Here is an 18444-nt window from a genome sequence, read left to right as displayed (position 1 = left end):
GCCGTCGTGTCCGGGCACGGGTGCACCCGCGCGCGGCGTCTCACATGCGCAGCTCGACCGTGCCCGCGGCCCGGTCGTGCATCCCGCGGCCGTCGGGGCCGACGACGACGGCGGGCAGGACCAGGCACAGCAGGGCGGTGCGGACGAGCACGCGGTGCACGGGGGCCGTGCGACCGCCCACGGCGACCACCTGGATCCGGCACAGGGCCTTGCCGACGGTGGTGGCCAGCAGGCTCAGACCCACCACGTGCATCGCGGCGAAGACCAGAAGGGTGGCGATGGGGTCCCCCGAGAACAGCACCCCGGAGATCCCCAGCGCGATCGCCCAGTCGATCACGAGGGCGGCGGCGCGGCGGGCCGCCGTGGCCATCGATGCGGGTCCGTGCTCGGGCAGTCCGAGCAGATCACCGGGCCATCGTCCGCCGATGCTCCCTGCCCCCGGCCCCTCGATCCACCCGCCGAGGTCCTGGCGGGAGATCAGCGGCTCGTCACCGCCGCTCGGCCGGCCGGCGGCAGAGGGTCCTGCGTCGCGGGGACGGTCCTGGGGGTCAGATGCTCGGTGTGCCACCCGACCAGGGTAGTGCGAGGGCCGGACGTTACAGTCCCGAAACACGCACGTCACGCCGGGCACACGCGGGATCGCTACGGTGGACCCATGCCGTGCGCCTCGGCGCGCGGACGTCCGAACCGTCTCCAGGAAGGCCACCAGCACCATGTTCACCTCCGTCGAGGAAGTGCTCGCCTACATCAAGGAGGAGGGAGTCGAGTTCGTCGACATCCGCTTCACCGACCTGCCGGGCATGCAGCACCACTTCAACGTCCCCGCCTCCTCCGTGGACGAGGACTTCTTCGTCAACGGCCAGCTGTTCGACGGGTCCTCGATCCGCGGCTTCGCGGGGATCGCCGAATCCGACATGCAGCTGATCCCGGACGTCGGGACCGCCTTCCTGGACCCGTTCCGCATGCGCAAGACGCTGACGATGAACTTCTCCATCGTCAACCCGCGCACCGGCGAGCCGTACCTGCGTGACCCGCGCGGCGTCGCCCAGCGCGCTGAGGCGTACCTGACCTCCACCGGCATCGCGGACACGGCCTTCTTCGCCCCCGAGGCCGAGTTCTTCGTCTTCGACGACGTGCGCTACGAGTCCCACCCGAAGGGCTCCTTCTACGCCGTGGACTCGGACGAGGCCTGGTGGAACACCGGGCGCCGGGACGAGGGCGGCAACCAGGGGTACAAGACCGCCGTCAAGGGCGGCTACTTCCCCGTGTCCCCGACCGACAAGCAGGCGGACCTGCGGGACGAGATGTGCGCGGTGCTCGCGGAGGTGGGCCTCGAGGTCGAGCGCTCCCATCACGAGGTCGCCGCACCGGGCCAGGCCGAGATCAACTACCGGTTCAACACGCTGACCCACTCGGCGGACGACCTGCAGAAGTTCAAGTACGTCGTCAAGAACGTGGCGGACCAGTTCGGCAAGAGCGCGACGTTCATGCCCAAGCCGGTCTTCGGCGACAACGGCTCCGGCATGCACTGCCATCAGTCGCTGTGGCGGGACGGCGAGCCGCTGTTCTTCGACGAGCAGGGCTACGCCAACCTGTCCGACACGGCCCGGTGGTACATCGGCGGGCTGCTCAAGCACGCCTCGGCCGTGCTCGCCTTCACCAACCCCACGGTGAACTCCTACCGCCGCCTGGTGCCGGGCTTCGAGGCCCCCGTGAACATGGTGTACTCGCAGGGCAACCGCTCCGCCGGCATCCGCATCCCGATCACCGGCGCCAACCCCAAGGCCAAGCGCATCGAGTTCCGCGCCCCGGACGCCTCCGGCAACCCGTACCTGGCGTTCGCCGCGCAGCTGATGGCCGGCCTGGACGGCATCCGCAACCGCATCGAGCCCGCCGAGCCGATCGACAAGGACCTCTACGAGCTCCCGCCGGAGGAGGCTGCGGACATCCAGAAGGCCCCGGCGTCCCTCGAGGAGGCCCTGCGCGCCCTGGAGGAGGACCACGAGTTCCTGCTCGAGGGCGACGTCTTCACCGAGGAGATCATCCGCACCTGGATCGACTACAAGCGCGAGACGGAGATCGCCCCGCTGTCGCTGCGCCCGAACCCCTACGAGTTCGAGCTCTACTACTCGGTGTGATCCCCGTCCCGGCCTGAGCCGTGGCACCCGCTCGACGCCGGTCCGCCCCCTCGGGACGGGCCGGCGTCATCGCGTCCCCACGTCCCCGCGGGGTGCGGTCGACGCGTGGCGGGAATAGTCCCGCGGGCGGGGACGCTGTGCCGGGCATGACCGCGACCCCCACCGCCTCTATTGACGCCGTCCCCGGCCCGCTGCTGTCCCTGCTGGACCTGGCGACGGTGAGCACCGGACAGGGCGTGGGCGAGGCGATCGCCCAGTCCGTCGAGCTGGCCCGGGTGGCGGAGGCCCAGGGCCTGCACCGCGTGTGGTACGCCGAGCACCACAACATGGACCGCATCGCCTCCTCCGCCACGGCGGTGCTGATCGCCCACGTGGCTTCGCAGACCAGCACCATCCGGGTCGGCTCGGGCGGCGTCATGCTCCCGAACCACTCGCCGCTGGTGGTCGCCGAGCAGTTCGGCACGCTCGCCGAGCTGCACCCCGGCCGGATCGACCTCGGCCTGGGCCGCGCGCCCGGCACGGACCAGCGCACCCTGCAGGCGCTGCGCCGCTCCCCCGAGGCCGCCGAGCGCTTCCCGCAGGACGTCCTGGAGCTGCAGGGCTACCTGCGGGGCGAGTCCCGCATTCCGGGCATCGCCGCCTATCCCGGCGCCGGGACGGACGTGCCGCTCTTCATCCTGGGGTCCTCGGCGTTCGGTGCCCAGCTGGCCGCGCGCCTCGGCCTCCCCTACGCGTTCGCCAGCCACTTCGCCCCGCAGATGCTCGAGCACGCCGCCCGCCTCTACCGCCAGCACTTCGAGCCCTCCGACGCCCTGGACCGTCCTCACTTCATCGCCGCCGCCAACGTGATCGCGGCAGACTCGGAGGTCGAGGCGCAGGAGCAGTGGGAGCTCACCCGGCGCCAGCGGATCCGCATGATGCTCGGCCGGGGCCGCACCCTCACGGAGGACGAGGTCGACATGCTCCTCGACTCCCCCGCGGGTCAGCAGGTGCTCGGCATGCTCGAGTGCTCCGCGGTGGGCACCGGCCCCGCGGTCCGGACCTGGCTGCTCGACTTCGCGGAGAGGGTCCAGGCCGACGAGCTGATCGTCACGACGGCGGCCCCGGACCAGGCCGCGCGGGTGCGTGCCCTGGAGCTGCTCGGCGAGCACGTGGTCCGCGGCTGATCCCGTCCGCCGGGGGCTCGGCCCCGTCGGCGCGGGGCCCCGTCGGCGCGGCTCAGAGACCGTAGAACCGCTGCTCGAACACCTGACGGGCCTGGCGGGTCACCCGCAGGTAGCGCTCCCCGAAGGCCGCCCCGTCGTCGTCCCCGCCGCCCAGGTGAGCGAGGGCGCCCAGGTCACGGGCGTTGGTGGGCAGCACGTCCGAGGCCTTGCCGGTCCACAGCACCAGGGAGGCGCGGACGCGGGTGGCCATCAGCCAGGCCTCCTCGAGGAGGGCCGCCTCGGAGGCACTCAGCAGCTCGTGGCGGGCCAGGGCCCGCAGCGCCGGGAGCGTGCCCGTGACCCGCAGGTCCTCGACCTCGTGGGCGTGGCGCAGCTGCAGGGACTGCACGAGCCACTCCACGTCGGAGAGGCCGCCGCGGCCGAGCTTGACGTGTCGAGAGGGGTCGGCGCCGCGCGGCAGACGCTCGGCCTCCACGCGGGCCTTGATGCGGCGGATCTCCCGCGCGTCGGCGGCGGTGAGGTCCCTCCCGTACCGCTCCCCGTCCGCCCAGCGCACGAAGGCCGCGGCCAGGTCGTCGTCGCCGGCCACGGGACGGGCGCGCAGCAGCGCCTGGCGCTCCCACACCTCCGACCACCGGGCGTAGTACTCCTGGTACGAGTCCAGGGTCCGCACGAGCGGGCCCTGCCTGCCCTCCGGGCGCAGATCCAGGTCCACCTCCAGGGGATGCTCGTTCGGCAGCGGCGGCTGCGCCGGTCGGGACAGCAGCCCGATGAGCTGGCGGGCCACCGCCTCGGCCTGCTGCGCGGCCGCGGAGGCGTCGGCGCCCGCGCGGGGGCGGTGGACCACCATCGCGTCCAGGTCCGAGCCGTAGGTGATCTCCCGGCCGCCCTGCCGGCCCATGGCCACCACGAGCAGATCCGTCAGCTGGTCGCCGTCCCCGACCGTGGCGTGCAGCGCCACCCGCAGGGCGCCGAGCACGGCGGCCTGGTCGACGTCGGCGAGCGCCGCTCCCACCTGTTCGAGGGAGCAGACCCCCGTCATGTCCGCCAGGGCGATCCGCAGGACCTCCCGCTGCCGGATCTGCCGCACGTGTCGGATGACCTGCGCGGCGCCCTCCTCCGCGCCACGGCGGTCCAGGCGGGCCTGCACCTCCCCCCACAGCGTCTCGAGGGAGCGGGGCGCGAGCTCGCGGGCGTCGCCCACCCAGGCGACCGACTCCGGCGAGTGCTCGAGCAGGTCCCCCACCCGGCGGGAGCTGGCCAGCACCAGGCACAGCCGGTGCGCCGCGTCCGAGGAGTCGCGCAGCATGCGCAGGAACCACGCGGTGGCGCCCAGGGACTCGGAGAGCCGGCGGAAGGCCAGCAGGCCGGCGTCGGGGTCCGGGCCCTCGGCGAACCAGCCGAGCATGACCGGCAGCAGCTGGCGCTGGACGGCCGCGCGCCGGGACACGCCGCGGGTGAGCGCCTCGATGTGTCCCAGGGCCGAGCGCGGGTCCCGATAGCCGAGGGCGGACAGGCGCGCCCTGACGGCCTCGGCGGTGAGGCGGACCTCGTCCTCGGACAGCGCCGCCGTGGTGGACAGCAGGGGCCGGTAGAAGACCGTCTCGTGCAGGGAGCGGACCTCGCGGCGGACGGCCTCGAAGCGGGACACGAGGACCTCGGCCGCCACGGGGGCCGTGTCCCCGGCCCCGCGCAAGGATCGGGCCACCACGCGCTGGGCCGCCTCCGTGGCGGGCATCAGGTGGGTGCGGCGCAGGCGGACCAGCTGGATGCGGTGCTCGAGGGCCCGCAGCCACCGGTAGTGCTCGACGAAGCGCCGCGTGTCCGGGGTGGAGATGTAGGAGGCACGGTTGAGGGCCTCGAGCGCGTCGAGCGTGGCGCGCACGCGCACGCTCTCGTCGGCGCGGCCGTGGACCAGCTGGAGAAGCTGGGCGGTGAACTCGACGTCGCGCAGGCCGCCCGGGCCGAGCTTGATCTCGCGGTCCCGCTCGCCGCGGGCGATCGTGTCAATCACGCGGGTGCGCATGCGTCGCACGTTCTCCACGAATCCCTCGCGCGCGGACGACTCCCACACGCGGGGCCAGACGGCCTCGACGTACCGCCGCCCCAGGTCCGCCCCGCCCGCCAGGGGACGGGCCTTGAGCAGGGCCTGGAACTCCCAGCCGTGCGCCCAGCGGCGGTAGTACTCCACATGGGAGGGCAGGGTGCGGGAGAGCGCCCCATCCCTGCCCTCGGGGCGCAGGTTGGCGTCCACCTCCCACAGCCCGGGCTCCGGCGCGGGAGCGGTGAGGACGCGGGATATGCCGGCGGCCAGGTCCGCGGCGAGGCGGGAGGCGGTGGCGTCGTCGGGCGCGTCCTCGGCGGCGGGGTCGTCCACCTCGTGCACGAACACCACGTCGACGTCCGAGATGTAGTTGAGCTCCCGGGCACCGCACTTGCCCATGCCGATCACGGCGAGGTCCAGGTGGTCCACCGCCGCGCCCGCGCGGGCGGCGAGCTCGGCGCGGGAGACCGCCAGCGCGGCCTCGACCGCGGCTCCCGCGAGGTCGGCGAGCCAGCGGCCGACGCCGGGCAGGACGGCCGTGGGGTCCTGCGAGCCCAGGTCCGCCAGGGCGACGGCGGCGAGCTGGCGCCGGTAGGCGCGGCGCAGGGGCACGGCGGCGTCCACGCCGGTGAGGGAGGCCACGGGCCGGGGCGAACGCGGATCGGCGCCGACGGACTCCAGCAGCAGGGCGCGCAGGGCGGCGGGCTCGTCCGCCCAGGGCGGGCCCGCGGCGGGGTCGGCCTGGGCCAGGGCCGGGGCGGTCGCAGCCGCCGACTCGGGGGCGAGGACGAGGTCCAGGTGCTCGGGGCGGCGGATGAGGAACTCGCCCAGCGCCTCCGAGGCACCCAGCAGCCGCAGGAGGGCCGCGGTGCCCCCGGCGTCGTCCAGGATGCCGTGCACGGACGGCGCCCGCTCCGCCAGGCGAATGTAGAGCAGCAGGGCCCGATCGGGGTCGGCGGCGTGCCCGAGGCCGGCCACGAGGGCTCCGAGATCCTGCCCGGCGAGCTCAGGCGAGTCCAGGAGCCGCTCGGCCCGTGCGAGGTCCACGACGCCCGCGTGGCCGAGGGCACGGCGCAGTCCCCCGGAGGCTGCGGGGGGCGGGGGCAGTGCGCTCACCGGGTCAGAGCCCCGTGAGGTAGCGACGCAGCTCGTAGGGGGTGATCTCGACGCGGTAGTCGTCCCACTCATGGCGCTTGTTGCGCAGCAGTGCCTCGTACACGTGCTCGCCGAGCACCTCCGCCATGAACTCCGACTCCTCAGCGGCCCGCACGGCGTCGTGCAGCGTGCCCGGAAGCGAGGCGTGGCCCAGCACCCGCCGCTCCTGGGCGGACAGGGCGCCCACGTCCTCGGAGGCGGGCTCCGGGAGGTCGTAGCCCTCCTCGATCCCCTTGAGACCGGCCGCGATCAGCAGCGCGTAGGCCAGGTACGGGTTGGCGGAGGCGTCGATGCCGCGGTACTCGATGCGGGCGGAGCCCGCCTTGTCCGGCTTGTACAGCGGGACGCGCACGAGGGCGGAGCGGTTGTTGTGCCCCCATGACACGTAGGAGGGCGCCTCGTCCGCGCCCCACAGCCGCTTGTAGGAGTTCACGAACTGATGAGTGACCAGGCTGATCTCCACGGAGTGGCGCAGGAGCCCGGCGATGAACCGGCGCCCGATGAGGGAGAGCCGGAACTCGTCCGCCGGGTCGTAGAACGCGTTGGAGTCACCCTCGAAGAGGGAGAAGTGCGTGTGCATCCCGGAGCCGGGGTGCCGGCCGAACGGCTTCGGCATGAAGGTGGCGTAGATGCCCTGGCGCGCGGCCACCTCCTTCATGATGGTGCGGAACGTCTGCACGTTGTCCGCCGTGGTGAGCGCGTCCGCGGCGCGCAGGTCGATCTCGTTCTGTCCGGGGCCGTTCTCGTGGTGGCTGAACTCCACGGAGATGCCCATGTCCTCCAGCATCATCACCGCGTCTCGGCGGAAGTCCTGCGCCGCACCGCCGGGGACGTGGTCGAAGTAGCCGGCCCGGTCCACCGGCACCGGCTCGCCGTCCGGGCCGGGGACGTCCGACGCGAGGAGGTAGAACTCGATCTCGGGGTGCGTGTAGCAGCTGAAGCCCATCGCGGATGCACGGTCCAGCACGCGGCGCAGGACGTTGCGGGGATCGGCCGGTGCGGGGCGGCCGTCCGGGGTGCGCACGTCGCAGTACATGCGGGACGAGTTCCCGGCCTCGCCGCGCCACGGGAGGATCTGGAACGTCGAGGGGTCCGGCCGGAGCAGCATGTCCGACTCGGAGATGCGGGTGTAGCCGTCGATCGACGACCCGTCGAACCCGAGCCCCTCGGAGAACGCCGCCTCGACCTCCGCGGGCGCGAGCGCCACGGACTTGAGGGTGCCGATGACGTCCGTGAACCACAGACGCACGAAGCGCACGTCCCGGTCCTCGATGGTGCGGAGCACGAAATCCTGCTGACGGTCCATGCCGCCACTCTAGACGCCAGCCGCTGCCGTGGGGGTCGTCCCGCGTGCCGGGGGCCGACCCGCCGGCCGTGCGGGCCGTCCCGCCGGCCGCCCGGACGGGCCCCGCCCGTAGACTGCGGCCCATGAGCCAGACCCCCGCGCCCGACGCCGCCGGAGCCGAGACCGCCGCCCCCTACGCCTCCTCCGCCGCCCCGGCCGGACCCTCGACGACGCCGCCCGCCCCCGCCCGGGTCCGCACGGTCCACTTGCAGCGGGCCAAGGACGAGGGGCGCCGCTTCGCCATGCTCACGACCTATGACGCGATGACCGCCGCCCTGTTCGACGAGGCCGGCGTGGAGGTGCTCCTGGTGGGCGACTCGGTGGGCAACACCGTACTGGGCCACTCCTCCACGCTCCCCGTCACCCTGGACCAGATGGTCCTGTTCTCCTCCGCCGTGGTCCGCGGGGCCTCCCGGGCGCTCGTGGTGGCCGACTTGCCCTTCGGCTCCTACGAGGCCTCTCCCGAGCAGGCGGTGGCGGCGGGGGTGCGCCTGATGAAGGAGGCCGGCGTGCACGCCGTCAAGGCCGAGGGGGACGAGCGGTTCGCCCCGCACGTGGCGGCCATGACGGCCGCCGGCGTGCCCGTGATGGCGCACATCGGCTTCACCCCGCAGTCGGAGCACGTCCTCGGCGGCTACCGCGTGCAGGGCCGCGGGGAGGGCGCGGCCGACCGCGTGGTCGCCTCCGCTCGCGCGCTCGAGCAGGCCGGTGCCTTCGCCGTTCTCATGGAGATGGTCCCCGCCCACGTCGCCGCCGCCGTCGAGACCGCGGTCCAGGTGCCCACCGTGGGCATCGGCGCCGGCCCCCACACCACGGGGCAGGTCCTCGTGTGGCAGGACATGCTCGGGCTGCGCACGGGACGCGTCCCCCGGTTCGTGAAGCAGTACGCCCGCCTGCACGACGTGGTCGGCGAGGCGGTGCGGGCCTACCGGGCCGACATCCTCGACGGCTCCTTCCCCGCGCCCGAGCACGGCTTCGAGGCCTGACGGCCCGCCCCGTGCAGGGGCGGGGCCGGGGGTCAGGACTTGTCGTTGAAGGGGTTGGCGTCCCAGTCGTCCTCGGCCTCGTCGGCGCGGTCCGCGGCCTCGTTGCGGGCCTGGACCCTGGCGAGGGCGCCCTCGGCCTCGGCGCGGGAGCCGTAGGGGCCGAGCAGGTCCTTCCAGTCGGACTGGGGCCCCTCCTCCACCTGGTGGGTGCGGACGTTGAACCAGAAGCCGCTGCCGGGCTCGTGCGTGTCAGTCATGGCCCACACCCTAGACCGGCCCGCCCCCGCCCGGACAGCCGGAGCGGACGTCCCCGATACCCTGGGGGCATGTCCGCGCAGACCTCCTCCGCCCCCGCCAGCCACAACGGCCCCCGTCCCGCGGGCCCGCCCGCCCCGGAGCCGGGCTCGCTCGCGCCCGTGGGCCTGCTGACCCCCGGCGCGGCCTCGCCCGCCCCGCCCGTGCCGGCGTCGATCCCCCGCCCCGAGTACGTCGGCAAGGCCACAGCGGACGAGGGCAACGCCTCGGACGTGTACGACGCCGAGGGGATCGCCCGGATCCGCGCCGCCGGCCGGCTCGCGGCCCAGGCGATGGAGCACACCGCCGCCCACATCCGTCCGGGCGTGACCACGGACGAGCTGGACCGGATCGCGCACGCCTTCCTCGTGGAGCGCGGCGCCTACCCGTCCTGCCTGGGCTACCGCGGCTTCCCGCGGTCCATCTGCACCTCGATCAACGAGGTCATCTGCCACGGCATCCCGGACGGCACCGTCCTGGAGGACGGGGACATCGTGAACCTGGACATCACCGCGTACCTGGACGGCGTCCACGGGGACCACAACCGCACCTACCTGGTCGGCGACGTGGACGAGGAGTCCCGCCTGCTCGTGGAGCGCACCGAGGAGGCCCTGCGCCGCGGCATCCGCGCCGTGAAGCCCGGCCGTCAGGTCAACGTGATCGGCCGGGCCATCGAGTCCTACGCCAAGCGCTTCGGCTACGGCGTGGTGCGCGACTTCATCGGCCACGGCGTGGGCGTGGACTTCCACTCCGGCCTCGTGATCCCCCACTACGACGCGGCCCCGGCCCACGACCGCCTGCTCGTGCCCGGCATGGTGTTCACCATCGAGCCGATGCTCACCCTCGGCACGATCGAGTGGGACCAGTGGGACGACGGCTGGACCGTGGTGACCCGGGACCGACGACGCACCGCGCAGTTCGAGCACACGATCGTGGTCACGGACGACGGCGCGGAGATTCTCACGCTGCCCTGACCCGGACCGGGTCCGTACACTGGCGGCCGTGAGCTTCCCGAACACCGGTGCGGTCCCGCACCTGCCCCCCTCCCCGTCCACGCACCCCGCCGTCCTCGGCGTCGACATCGGCGGCACCGGCATGAAGGGCGGCATCGTCCGCCTGGGCGCCGGCCCGAAGTCCGGGACCCTGCGCGGTGAGCGCTTCCGCCTGCCCACGCCCCAACCGGCCCTGCCGGAGACGATGGCGCGCACGCTCACGCAGATCGTCTCCGAGCTCGACGCGCGGCCGAAGGCGCCCCACCCGGACATGCCGGTGGGCGTCTGCTTCCCCTCGATCGTCCAGCGCGGCGTGTGCCGCTCGGCGAACAACATCGACCACTCGTGGATCGGCGTCAGCCTGCAGGAGACCTTCGAGGACGCCCTCCAGCGTCCCGTTGCCGTGGTCAATGACGCCGACGCCGCCGGCCTGGCCGAAGCCCGCTACGGTGCGGGCCGCGGCGTGGACGGGCTCGTGCTGGTCATCACCCTCGGCACCGGGATCGGCGGTGCGATGATCCACAACGGCGTGTTGATCCCGAACTTCGAGGTCGGCTCCCTCGAGCTGGACGGCGTCCTGGCCGAGACCCGGGCCTCCGCGAAGGCCCGCGAGCGCGAGGACCTGTCCTGGCCCGAGTACGCCACCCGGCTGCAGCGGTTCTTCTCCCACGTGGAGCGGATCTTCTCCCCCGACCTGGTCATCGTGGGCGGCGGCATCTCCAAGCGCCCCGACGACTACCTGCCCCTGCTGACGCTGGACACCCCGATCGTGCCCGCGCAGCTGAAGAACAACGCCGGGATCGTGGGGGCCGCACTCGCGGCCCACGCCGACCCGTCGGACCGCACGGGGGCCTGACGAGGTCCGACCCCGGACGCACCGAAGGCGGTTCCGGCTTCCCCTCCGGAACCGCCCTCGGCGTCCACTGGCCGCACATGGCGGCCACGACGGACACTCTAGCGCCTGGGCAGGCGCGGCTGCACCGCGGCCCGGCCGCGTGCCGCCGTCTCCTGGGTGCGCAGCTCGGCGATGGCGTCGGCGAAGTCGTCCAGGGACTCAAAGTCCTGGTAGACCGACGCGAAGCGCAGGTAGGCCACCTGGTCGAGCTGTCGCAGTGGCCCGAGGATCGCCAGGCCGACGGTGTGGGCGTCCACCTCGGCGTGGCCCGAGGCGCGCACGGCCTCCTCGACCTCCTGGGCCAGCACGGCGAGGTCGTCGCTCGAGACGGGCCGGCCCTGGCAGGCCTTCCGGACCCCGTTGATGACCTTGGACCGGTCGAACGGCTCGGCCACCCCGGAGCGCTTGACCACGGTCAGCGACGTGGTCTCCATGGTGGTGAACCGCTTGCCGCACGCCCGGCACTGCCGGCGCCGACGGATGGCGGAGCCGTCCTCGAGGGAGCGGGAGTCCACCACGCGGGAGTCCTCGTGGCGGCAGTAGGGGCAGTGCACGGCGGGCGTCCTCTCGGCGGGGTCAGGTCAGGCAGGCGGGGCCGAGCAGGATCTTCAGGTCCCCGAACAGGGCCGGCGTGGGCGCCACCCGGAACTGCGGGCCGAGCGCGAACTCCTGCGCCCCGCGCTGGCCCGCGAGGGTCAGGCGGACCTCGGAGGAGCCCTCGTGGGTGCGCAGCACATCGGCGAGCTGGCCGACCACGCGCTCGGTGGCCTTGAACGCGGGCATCGTGATCCGCACCGGCCCGCCGGTGGCGTCCGTCAGCTCGGGGATGGCCAGCTCCATGGCGGAGAGCACCACGGAGCCGTCGTCGCGGCGCTGGACGCGCCCCTTCACGGCGACGACGAGGTCCTCCTGCAGCATCATGGCGATCGGCGCGTACACCTGGCCGAAGAACATCACGTCCATCGAGCCCCCGAGATCCTCGATCTCACAGCGCGCGTAGGCGTTCCCCGAGCTCTTGGCGATCCGCCGCTCGAGCGTGGTGATCAGCCCCGCGATGGTGACGTGCGCGCCGTCGGCCGGCCCGTCGTCGTCGAGCACGCGCGTGATCGGGGTGTCCGCGAACTGCCCGAGGACCGCGTCGAGGCCCTGCAGCGGGTGGTCGGAGACGTAGAGGCCGAGCATCTCCCGCTCGAACGTGAGCTTCTCCTTCTTGGGCCACTCGGGCAGGTCCGGCACGGCGACGCCGTCCGCGGCGTCCGAGTCGTCCTCCTCTCCCGCACCCCCGAGGGCGAACAGGTCGAAGGTGAACTCACCGTGGTCCTCCTTGCGCTTCTGCTGGACCGTGGCGTCCACCGCCTCCTCGTGCACGGCCAGCAGGGCGCGGCGGGCGTAGCCGAGGGAGTCGAAGGCGCCCGCCTTGACCATGGACTCGATGGTCCGCTTGTTGCAGACGACGAGGGGCACCTTGGCGAGGAAGTCGCCGAAGCCCGTGAACGCGCCCTTGTCCTCGCGGGCCTGGACCATGCCCTTGACCACGTTCGTGCCGACGTTGCGCACCGCGCCCATGCCGAAGCGGATGTCCGTGCCCACCGGGGTGAAATTCTGGAAGGACTCGTTCACGTCCGGCGGGAGCACCGTGATGCCCATGCGGCGGCACTCGTTGAGGTACATGGCGAGCTTGTCCTTGTCGTCGCCCACCGAGGTGAGCAGCGCCGCCATGTACTCGGCCGGGTGATGGGCCTTGAGGTACGCGGTCCAGTAGGACACCAGCCCGTACGCGGCCGAGTGCGCCTTGTTGAACGCGTAGTCCGAGAAGGGCAGCAGGATGTCCCACAGCGCCGTGATGGCCGCCTGCGAGTAGCCCCGGTCCAGCATGCCCTGCTGGAAGGCGGCGTACTGCTTGTCCAGCTCCGACTTCTTCTTCTTGCCCATCGCGCGGCGCAGGATGTCCGCCTGGCCGAGCGAGTACCCCGCCACCTTCTGGGCGATCGCCATGACCTGCTCCTGGTACACGATCAGGCCGTAGGTCGTGTCGAGGATGTCCTTCAGCGGCTCCTCGAGCTCCGGGTGGATCGGGGTGATCTCCTGCTGGCCGTTCTTGCGCAGGGCGTAGTTCGTGTGGGAGTTCGCGCCCATGGGCCCCGGGCGGTAGAGCGCGATGGTCGCCGAGATGTCCTCGAAGTTGTCCGGCCGCATCATCTTCAGCAGCGAGCGCATGGGCCCGCCGTCGAGCTGGAACACGCCGAGGGTGTCGCCCCGGGCCAGCAGCTCGTAGGACGCCCGGTCGTCCACGTCGAGGGTCTCGAGGTCCAGCTCGATCCCCGTGTTGTCCTTCACGTTCTCGATCGCGTCCGAGATGATCGTGAGGTTGCGCAGCCCCAGGAAGTCCATCTTGATCAGCCCGAGACCCTCGGCGGTGGGGTAGTCGAACTGGGTGATGACCTGGCCGTCCTGCAGGCGTCGCATGATCGGGATGACGTCGATCACCGGATGCGAGGACATGATCACGCCGGCGGCGTGCACGCCCCACTGGCGCTTCAGGCCCTCGATGCCCTTGGCGGTCTCGAAGACCTCCTTGGCCACCGGGTCCGTGGCCACCAGCTGGCGGAAGTCGGCGGCCTCGGCGTAGCGCGTGGCCTCGGGATCCTCGATGTCCTTCAGCGGGATGTCCTTCGCCATCACCGCCGGCGGCAGCGCCTTGGTGAGCGCCTCGCCCATCGAGAACGGCTGGTCCATCACGCGGGCGGAGTCCTTCAGCGCCTGCTTGGTCTTGATGGTGCCGTACGTGACGATCATGGTGACGCGCTCGTCGCCGTACTTGCGGGTGACGTAGTCGATCACCTCGGAGCGGCGGCGGTCGTCGAAGTCGACGTCGAAGTCCGGCATGGACACGCGGTCCGGGTTGAGGAAGCGCTCGAAGATCAGGCCGTGCTTGAGCGGGTCCAGATCCGTGATGCGCAGCGCGTACGCCACCATCGAGCCGGCGCCGGAGCCGCGGCCGGGGCCCACGCGGATGCCGTTGTCCTTGGCCCAGGTGATGAAGTCGGCCACCACGAGGAAGTAGCCCGGGAAGCCCATCGAGATGATGACGTCCAGCTCGTAGTCCGCCTGCTTGCGCACGTGGTCCGGGACGCCGTCGGGATAGCGGTAGTCGAGGCCCTTGGCGACCTCCTTGATGAGCCAGCTGGTCTCGTCCTCCCCCTCGGGGGTGGGGAACAGCGGCATGTAGTTCGCGTCGGTGTCGAAGGACACCTCGCACCGCTCGGCGATCAGGAGTGTGTTGTCGCACGCCTCGGGCAGCTCCCGGAACAGCTCCCGCATCTGCCGCGGGGACTTCAGGTAGTACTCCGTGCCGGCGAAGGCGAAGCGGGAGCCGCCCTGGTCGTAGGTGGGCTCGTTGAGCTTGGAGCCCGACTGGATGGCCAGCAGCGCCTCATGGGCCTTCGCGTCGTGCTCGTGCGTGTAGTGCAGGTCGTTGGTGGCCACGAACGGCAGGCCCAGGTCCTTGGCCAGCCGGCGCAGGTCCTCCATCACCCGGCGCTCGATGTCGAGGCCGTGGTGCATGACCTCGCAGAAGAAGTTGTCCTTGCCGAAGATGTCGCGGAAGTCCGAAGCGGCCTGCAACGCCTCGCGGTAGTGGCCCAGGCGCAGGCGCGTCTGGATCTCCCCGGACGGGCAGCCGGTGGTGGCGATCAGGCCCTTCGAGTACTGGCTCAGCAGCTCGCGGTCGATGCGCGGCCACTTCGCGTAGACCGAGTCCAGGGAGGCGATCGAGCCCATCTTGAACAGGTTGCGCATGCCGGTGTTGTCCTCGGACAGCAGCGTCATGTGGGTGTACGCGCCGCCGCCGGACACGTCGTCCCCGCGCTGGTGCGGCTCACCCCAGCGGGTCTTCGCCTTGTCCGTGCGGTGCTGCGTGCCGGGCGTGAGGTACGCCTCGAGACCGATGATCGGCTTGACGCCGGCCTGCGTCGCCTTGTTCCAGAAGTCGAACGCGCCGAAGAGGTAGCCGTGGTCCGTGATGGCCAGGGAGTCCATGCCCAGGCGGCGGGCCTCGGCGAACAGCTCGTCCAGCTTCGCGGCGCCGTCGAGCATGGAGTACTCGGTGTGCGTGTGCAGATGGACGAACCCGCCGTCCCCCGTGGCCTCCGCGGTGGTCTCCTGCTGCACGGTCATGACGCGTCCATCCTCCTTGACGCCCCGCGCGGACGGTTCACCGACCGGTCGGACGGCGGGGTGCGGGACCGGACCAGTCTAGTGGCCGGCGCCGCGGGGCGGGCGGGGCGGGGCTCAGCCGCCGCGCAGGACCTCCAGGGCGCGGGCGAGGTCGTGCGGGTGCGGAGACTCGATCCGCAGCGTCTCGCCCGTGACCGGGTGCGGCAGCACGAGTCGGTGCGCGTGGAGCCACTGCCGGGTCAGGCCGAGCTCGGCGGCCAGCCGCGGGTCCGCCCCGTACGTGAGGTCGCCGGCGCACGGGTGGCGCAGGGCGGAGGTGTGCACGCGGATCTGGTGGGTGCGGCCCGTCTCCAGGTGGATCTCCAGGAGGGTGGCCCGCCCGAACGCCTCGAGGGTCTCGTAGTGGGTCACCGAGGGCCGGCCCCCCTCGAGCACGGCGAACCGCCAGTGGTGGCCCGGGTCGCGCCCGATGGGCGCGTCGATCGTGCCGGCCAGCGGGTCCGGCATGCCCTGCACCACCGCGTGGTACACCTTCTCCGGCACCCGGTCGCGGAACTGGTCCTTCAGGGCCGTGTAGGCCCGCTCCGTCTTGGCGACCGCCATGACGCCGGTGGTGCCGACGTCGAGCCGGTGCACGATCCCCTGGCGCTCTGGAGCGCCCGAGGTGGAGATGTCGTGGCCGAGGGCGGCCAGGCCGCCGACCACCGTGGGGCCGAACCAGCCCGGGGAGGGATGCGCGGCCACGCCGGTCGGCTTGTCCACCGCCAGCATGTGCTCGTCCTCGTAGAGGATCGTCATGGCCTCCACGGTCTCTGCCCTCACTTCCAGGGGGTCGGGGTCGTCCGGCACGTCGACGACGAGGCTTTCGCCCGCCGTCGTCTTCGCCGACTTCGCCAGCACGCGGTCGCGGCGGCCCGTGCGGGACTCGGCGCGGACCAGGCCGCGGGCGAACAGGTCGGCCAGCGAGGCGCGGGACACGCCGAAGGCCTCGGCGAGCACCGCGTCGGCGCGTCGGCCCGCCGCGGCGTCGTCCACCTCGAGTCGTTCGGTCACGCCCGGTCGCAGCCCCATCGCTCAGTCCCGTCCGGCGGCACCGTCACAGGTGCCGTCCAGGTTCCGGCCGGTCATCATCAGCAGGCACAGGCCGATGATCGAGCACACGATGAAGGAGTCCGCCACGTTGAACACCGCGAAGTTCGGCACGGAGATCATGTCCACCACGTGGCCCTGGCCGAACGACGGCGGCCGGAACAGCCGGTCCGTCAGGTTGCCCAGGACGCCGCCCAGCAGCCCGCCCAGGGCCAGGCCCCACGCCCACGACCGGGCACGCAGCAGGCTGACGAGGGCGATGACGGCGACGGCCGCCTGCACGATCGTGAACACCCACGTGACGTCCGTGCCGATGGAGAACGCCGCACCGGGGTTCAGGATGTAGTACCAGCGCAGCAGCCCGGGGACGACCACGATCGACTCGCCGAGCTCCATCGTCCGCTCGACCCACAGCTTGGTGCCCTGGTCGATCAGGTAGGCCAGCACTGCCAGCGCCAGCCCGGAGAGCACGACGCGCCTCACCCCCGTCCGACGGACGGGCGGGGCGGGGCGGGCGGCGGTGTCCTCGGGAACGGCGCCAGCGCTCACACGGTCCCCTGCGCGGGCGCGACCCGCTCCTGGGACGTGATCTCCCGCAGCTGACCCTCGATGTACGAGGTCAGCCGGGCGCGGTAGTCGGTCTCGAAGGCGCGCAGGCGCTCGACGTCCTCCTCGAGGCCCTTGCGACGGGTCTCCAGTTCCGTGAGCGTGCGGGACCGGGTCTCCTCGGCCTCGCGGACCACGGTGGTGGCGGTGCTCTCGGCCTCGGCGATGATCTGGGCTCGGCGCTGCTCGCCCTCGGCGACGTACTCGTCGTGCAGGCGCTGAGCCATCGCCAGCATGCCGGCGGCGGAGCTCGCGGAATCGGCGGCGGGCTGTGGGACGGACACGGCCTGGGACGGGGTCGAGTCCGCGACGGCCGGGTCCGCCTGTGCGGGCTCCGGCGCGGCGGCCGGGGATCCCGCGCGGCACTCCTCGAGCTCGGACGTCAGGCGCGCGTTGGCCTCAGTGAGGCGCTTGAGCTCCTCGACCACGTCGTCGAGGAAGTCCTCGACCTCCTCGCGGTCGTAGCCCTCGCGGAACTTGGTTAGCTGGAACTCCTTGTTGACGACGTCTTCCCAGGACAGTGCCATCGGCGGGCACCCCTCTCTCTCGCACGGCGGCCGGGACGGGGATTCGCTGTCACGGCGGGCGACCGCGGGGCGCCGGACTGTCGGTGGTCGACGATATCATCGCCCCCAGCCGGTCCGTCAGGCCAGGATGAGCACCAGGGTTCGCAGCAGCACCACGGCGAGGAACAGGACCAGGAAGGCCAGGTCCAGGCCCACTCCGCCCAGGTTGAGCGGAGGGATCCTCCGGCGCAGGGCGTCCAGGGATGGGTCGGTGACCGCATACACGGCGCTGGCCATCACGAGGGCGGGGCCCGTCGGGCGCCACTGCCGCGCGAACGAGCGGGTGACGTCCAGGACGATCCGCACCGTGAGGGCGGCCAGCGCGACGGTCAGGACCAGGTAGGCGAGGGCGAGGAGCAGCTGCACGATCAGTCGTTGTCGTACGGGGCGTCCGCGTCACGCGGAGCCGGGGAGTCCTCCCCCACCACCTCGACGGTGGCGGGGGTGAGCAGGAAGACCTTGCTCGTGATGCGAGAGATGGACCCGTGCAGGCCGAACACGAGGCCGGCGGCGAAGTCCACGAGGCGCTTGGCCTCGTTCTCGCCCAGGTCGGTCACGTTCATGATCACGGGCATGCCGGAGCGGAATGCCTCACCGATGCTCTTCGCGTCGTTGTAGGAGCGCGGGTGGACAGTAGACAGGGTGCGCACGGAGTCTCCTTCGGCCGACGAGGCGGCAGCTCGCTTGATGGGGGTGACCGGTGCACGATACCCCTGGTCGGGGGCCGGTCGAGGGGTCGGCTCGGGCTCCGCTCGGACGGCCCGGCGCGGCGCGGGCTCAGCCGCCGAGGATCCGGCACCGGCCGAGAGGACCGCGGGGGCAGGCTCGAGGGTCGTGCGCACGGCGGTGTCCTCGGTCACCCGGCGGGCCTCCACGGCGTCGCGCCGGGGCGCGGCCTCGCGGGGTTCGACCCGCTGCTGCTCCTCGTACTCGTCGCCGTCGGCCAGGCCGAGGTAGATCATCGTCTTCTTCAGGCCGCCGGCCATGTGCTT

The 18444-nt window shown here is 72.4% G+C and carries 16 protein-coding genes; 5 read left to right on the top strand and 11 right to left on the bottom strand.

Going from position 1 to position 18444, the window contains the following annotated elements:
- Positions 1–40: 40 nt before the first annotated feature.
- Positions 41–568 (bottom strand): RDD family protein, encoded by a 528-nt coding sequence (locus MA879_RS08405; RefSeq protein ID WP_248125103.1) that lies wholly within the window; start codon positions 566–568, stop codon positions 41–43.
- 145 nt (positions 569–713) lie between these two features.
- On the opposite strand from MA879_RS08405, the gene glnA reads away from it, so the two are divergent.
- Together glnA and MA879_RS08395 are read left to right on the top strand one after the other, a co-directional pair.
- Positions 714–2138, top strand: coding sequence for a type I glutamate--ammonia ligase (glnA, locus tag MA879_RS08400; protein WP_248125102.1), 1425 nt, complete (start codon positions 714–716; stop codon positions 2136–2138).
- 146 nt (positions 2139–2284) lie between these two features.
- Positions 2285–3304 carry an LLM class flavin-dependent oxidoreductase gene (locus MA879_RS08395; RefSeq protein ID WP_248125101.1) on the top strand — a complete coding sequence of 340 codons (1020 nt, stop codon included), beginning with the start codon at positions 2285–2287 and terminating at the stop codon, positions 3302–3304.
- Positions 3305–3356: 52 nt separating this feature from the next.
- On the opposite strand, the gene MA879_RS08390 is transcribed toward MA879_RS08395, so the two are convergent.
- Positions 3357–6464, bottom strand: a complete 3108-nt coding sequence (locus MA879_RS08390) for a bifunctional [glutamine synthetase] adenylyltransferase/[glutamine synthetase]-adenylyl-L-tyrosine phosphorylase (protein WP_418001234.1) — start codon at positions 6462–6464, stop codon at positions 3357–3359.
- A gap of 4 nt (positions 6465–6468) precedes the next feature.
- The gene (locus MA879_RS08385; protein ID WP_248125099.1) at positions 6469–7809 is read right to left on the bottom strand and encodes a glutamine synthetase family protein; all 1341 of its coding nucleotides are present in this window, start codon (positions 7807–7809) and stop codon (positions 6469–6471) included.
- A gap of 122 nt (positions 7810–7931) precedes the next feature.
- On the opposite strand from MA879_RS08385, the gene panB reads away from it, so the two are divergent.
- On the top strand, positions 7932–8834 hold the full coding sequence (gene panB, locus MA879_RS08380) for a 3-methyl-2-oxobutanoate hydroxymethyltransferase (RefSeq protein WP_248125098.1): 903 nt from the start codon (positions 7932–7934) through the stop codon (positions 8832–8834).
- Positions 8835–8866: 32 nt separating this feature from the next.
- Here the strand turns inward: panB and MA879_RS08375 are convergent, their stop codons facing one another.
- Positions 8867–9091: an SPOR domain-containing protein gene (locus MA879_RS08375; protein ID WP_248125096.1), complete on the bottom strand. Its 225-nt coding sequence runs from the start codon at positions 9089–9091 to the stop codon at positions 8867–8869.
- Between the two features lie 69 nt (positions 9092–9160).
- Between MA879_RS08375 and map the strand changes: the two genes are divergently transcribed.
- Both map and ppgK read left to right on the top strand, forming a co-directional pair.
- The gene (map, locus tag MA879_RS08370; RefSeq protein WP_248125094.1) at positions 9161–10102 is read left to right on the top strand and encodes a type I methionyl aminopeptidase; all 942 of its coding nucleotides are present in this window, start codon (positions 9161–9163) and stop codon (positions 10100–10102) included.
- Positions 10103–10163: 61 nt separating this feature from the next.
- Positions 10164–10976, top strand: a complete 813-nt coding sequence (gene ppgK / locus MA879_RS08365; protein ID WP_282447759.1) for a polyphosphate--glucose phosphotransferase — start codon at positions 10164–10166, stop codon at positions 10974–10976.
- Between the two features lie 98 nt (positions 10977–11074).
- On the opposite strand, the gene nrdR is transcribed toward ppgK, so the two are convergent.
- The 7 genes from nrdR to MA879_RS08330 form a co-directional block, all read right to left on the bottom strand.
- Positions 11075–11569, bottom strand: coding sequence for a transcriptional regulator NrdR (gene nrdR / locus MA879_RS08360; RefSeq protein ID WP_248125092.1), 495 nt, complete (start codon positions 11567–11569; stop codon positions 11075–11077).
- Between the two features lie 22 nt (positions 11570–11591).
- Entirely contained in the window at positions 11592–15191 is a 3600-nt protein-coding gene (gene dnaE / locus MA879_RS08355) for a DNA polymerase III subunit alpha (protein ID WP_248125090.1), read from the bottom strand.
- Positions 15192–15305: 114 nt separating this feature from the next.
- Positions 15306–16244 (bottom strand): RluA family pseudouridine synthase, encoded by a 939-nt coding sequence (locus tag MA879_RS08350; RefSeq protein WP_418001233.1) that lies wholly within the window; start codon positions 16242–16244, stop codon positions 15306–15308.
- 21 nt (positions 16245–16265) lie between these two features.
- Complete coding sequence (gene lspA / locus MA879_RS08345) at positions 16266–16829, bottom strand: signal peptidase II (RefSeq protein WP_418001232.1); 564 nt, start codon at positions 16827–16829, stop codon at positions 16266–16268.
- Positions 16826–17413, bottom strand: a complete 588-nt coding sequence (locus MA879_RS08340) for a DivIVA domain-containing protein (protein ID WP_248125086.1) — start codon at positions 17411–17413, stop codon at positions 16826–16828. The genes lspA and MA879_RS08340 overlap by 4 nt, the downstream gene beginning before the upstream one ends.
- A 117-nt stretch (positions 17414–17530) precedes the next feature.
- On the bottom strand, positions 17531–17818 hold the full coding sequence (locus tag MA879_RS08335) for a YggT family protein (RefSeq protein ID WP_248125076.1): 288 nt from the start codon (positions 17816–17818) through the stop codon (positions 17531–17533).
- Positions 17819–17820: 2 nt separating this feature from the next.
- Entirely contained in the window at positions 17821–18438 is a 618-nt protein-coding gene (locus MA879_RS08330; RefSeq protein ID WP_248125074.1) for a cell division protein SepF, read from the bottom strand.
- Positions 18439–18444 lie beyond the last annotated feature (6 nt).

Origin of the sequence: Micrococcus lacusdianchii (assembly GCF_023155805.1) — a bacterium.
In the GTDB taxonomy this organism is placed as follows: Bacteria; Actinomycetota; Actinomycetes; order Actinomycetales; family Micrococcaceae; genus Micrococcus; species Micrococcus lacusdianchii.
Note: the sequence above shows the minus strand (reverse complement) of the source record. Positions and strands in the feature narration are given on the sequence as shown.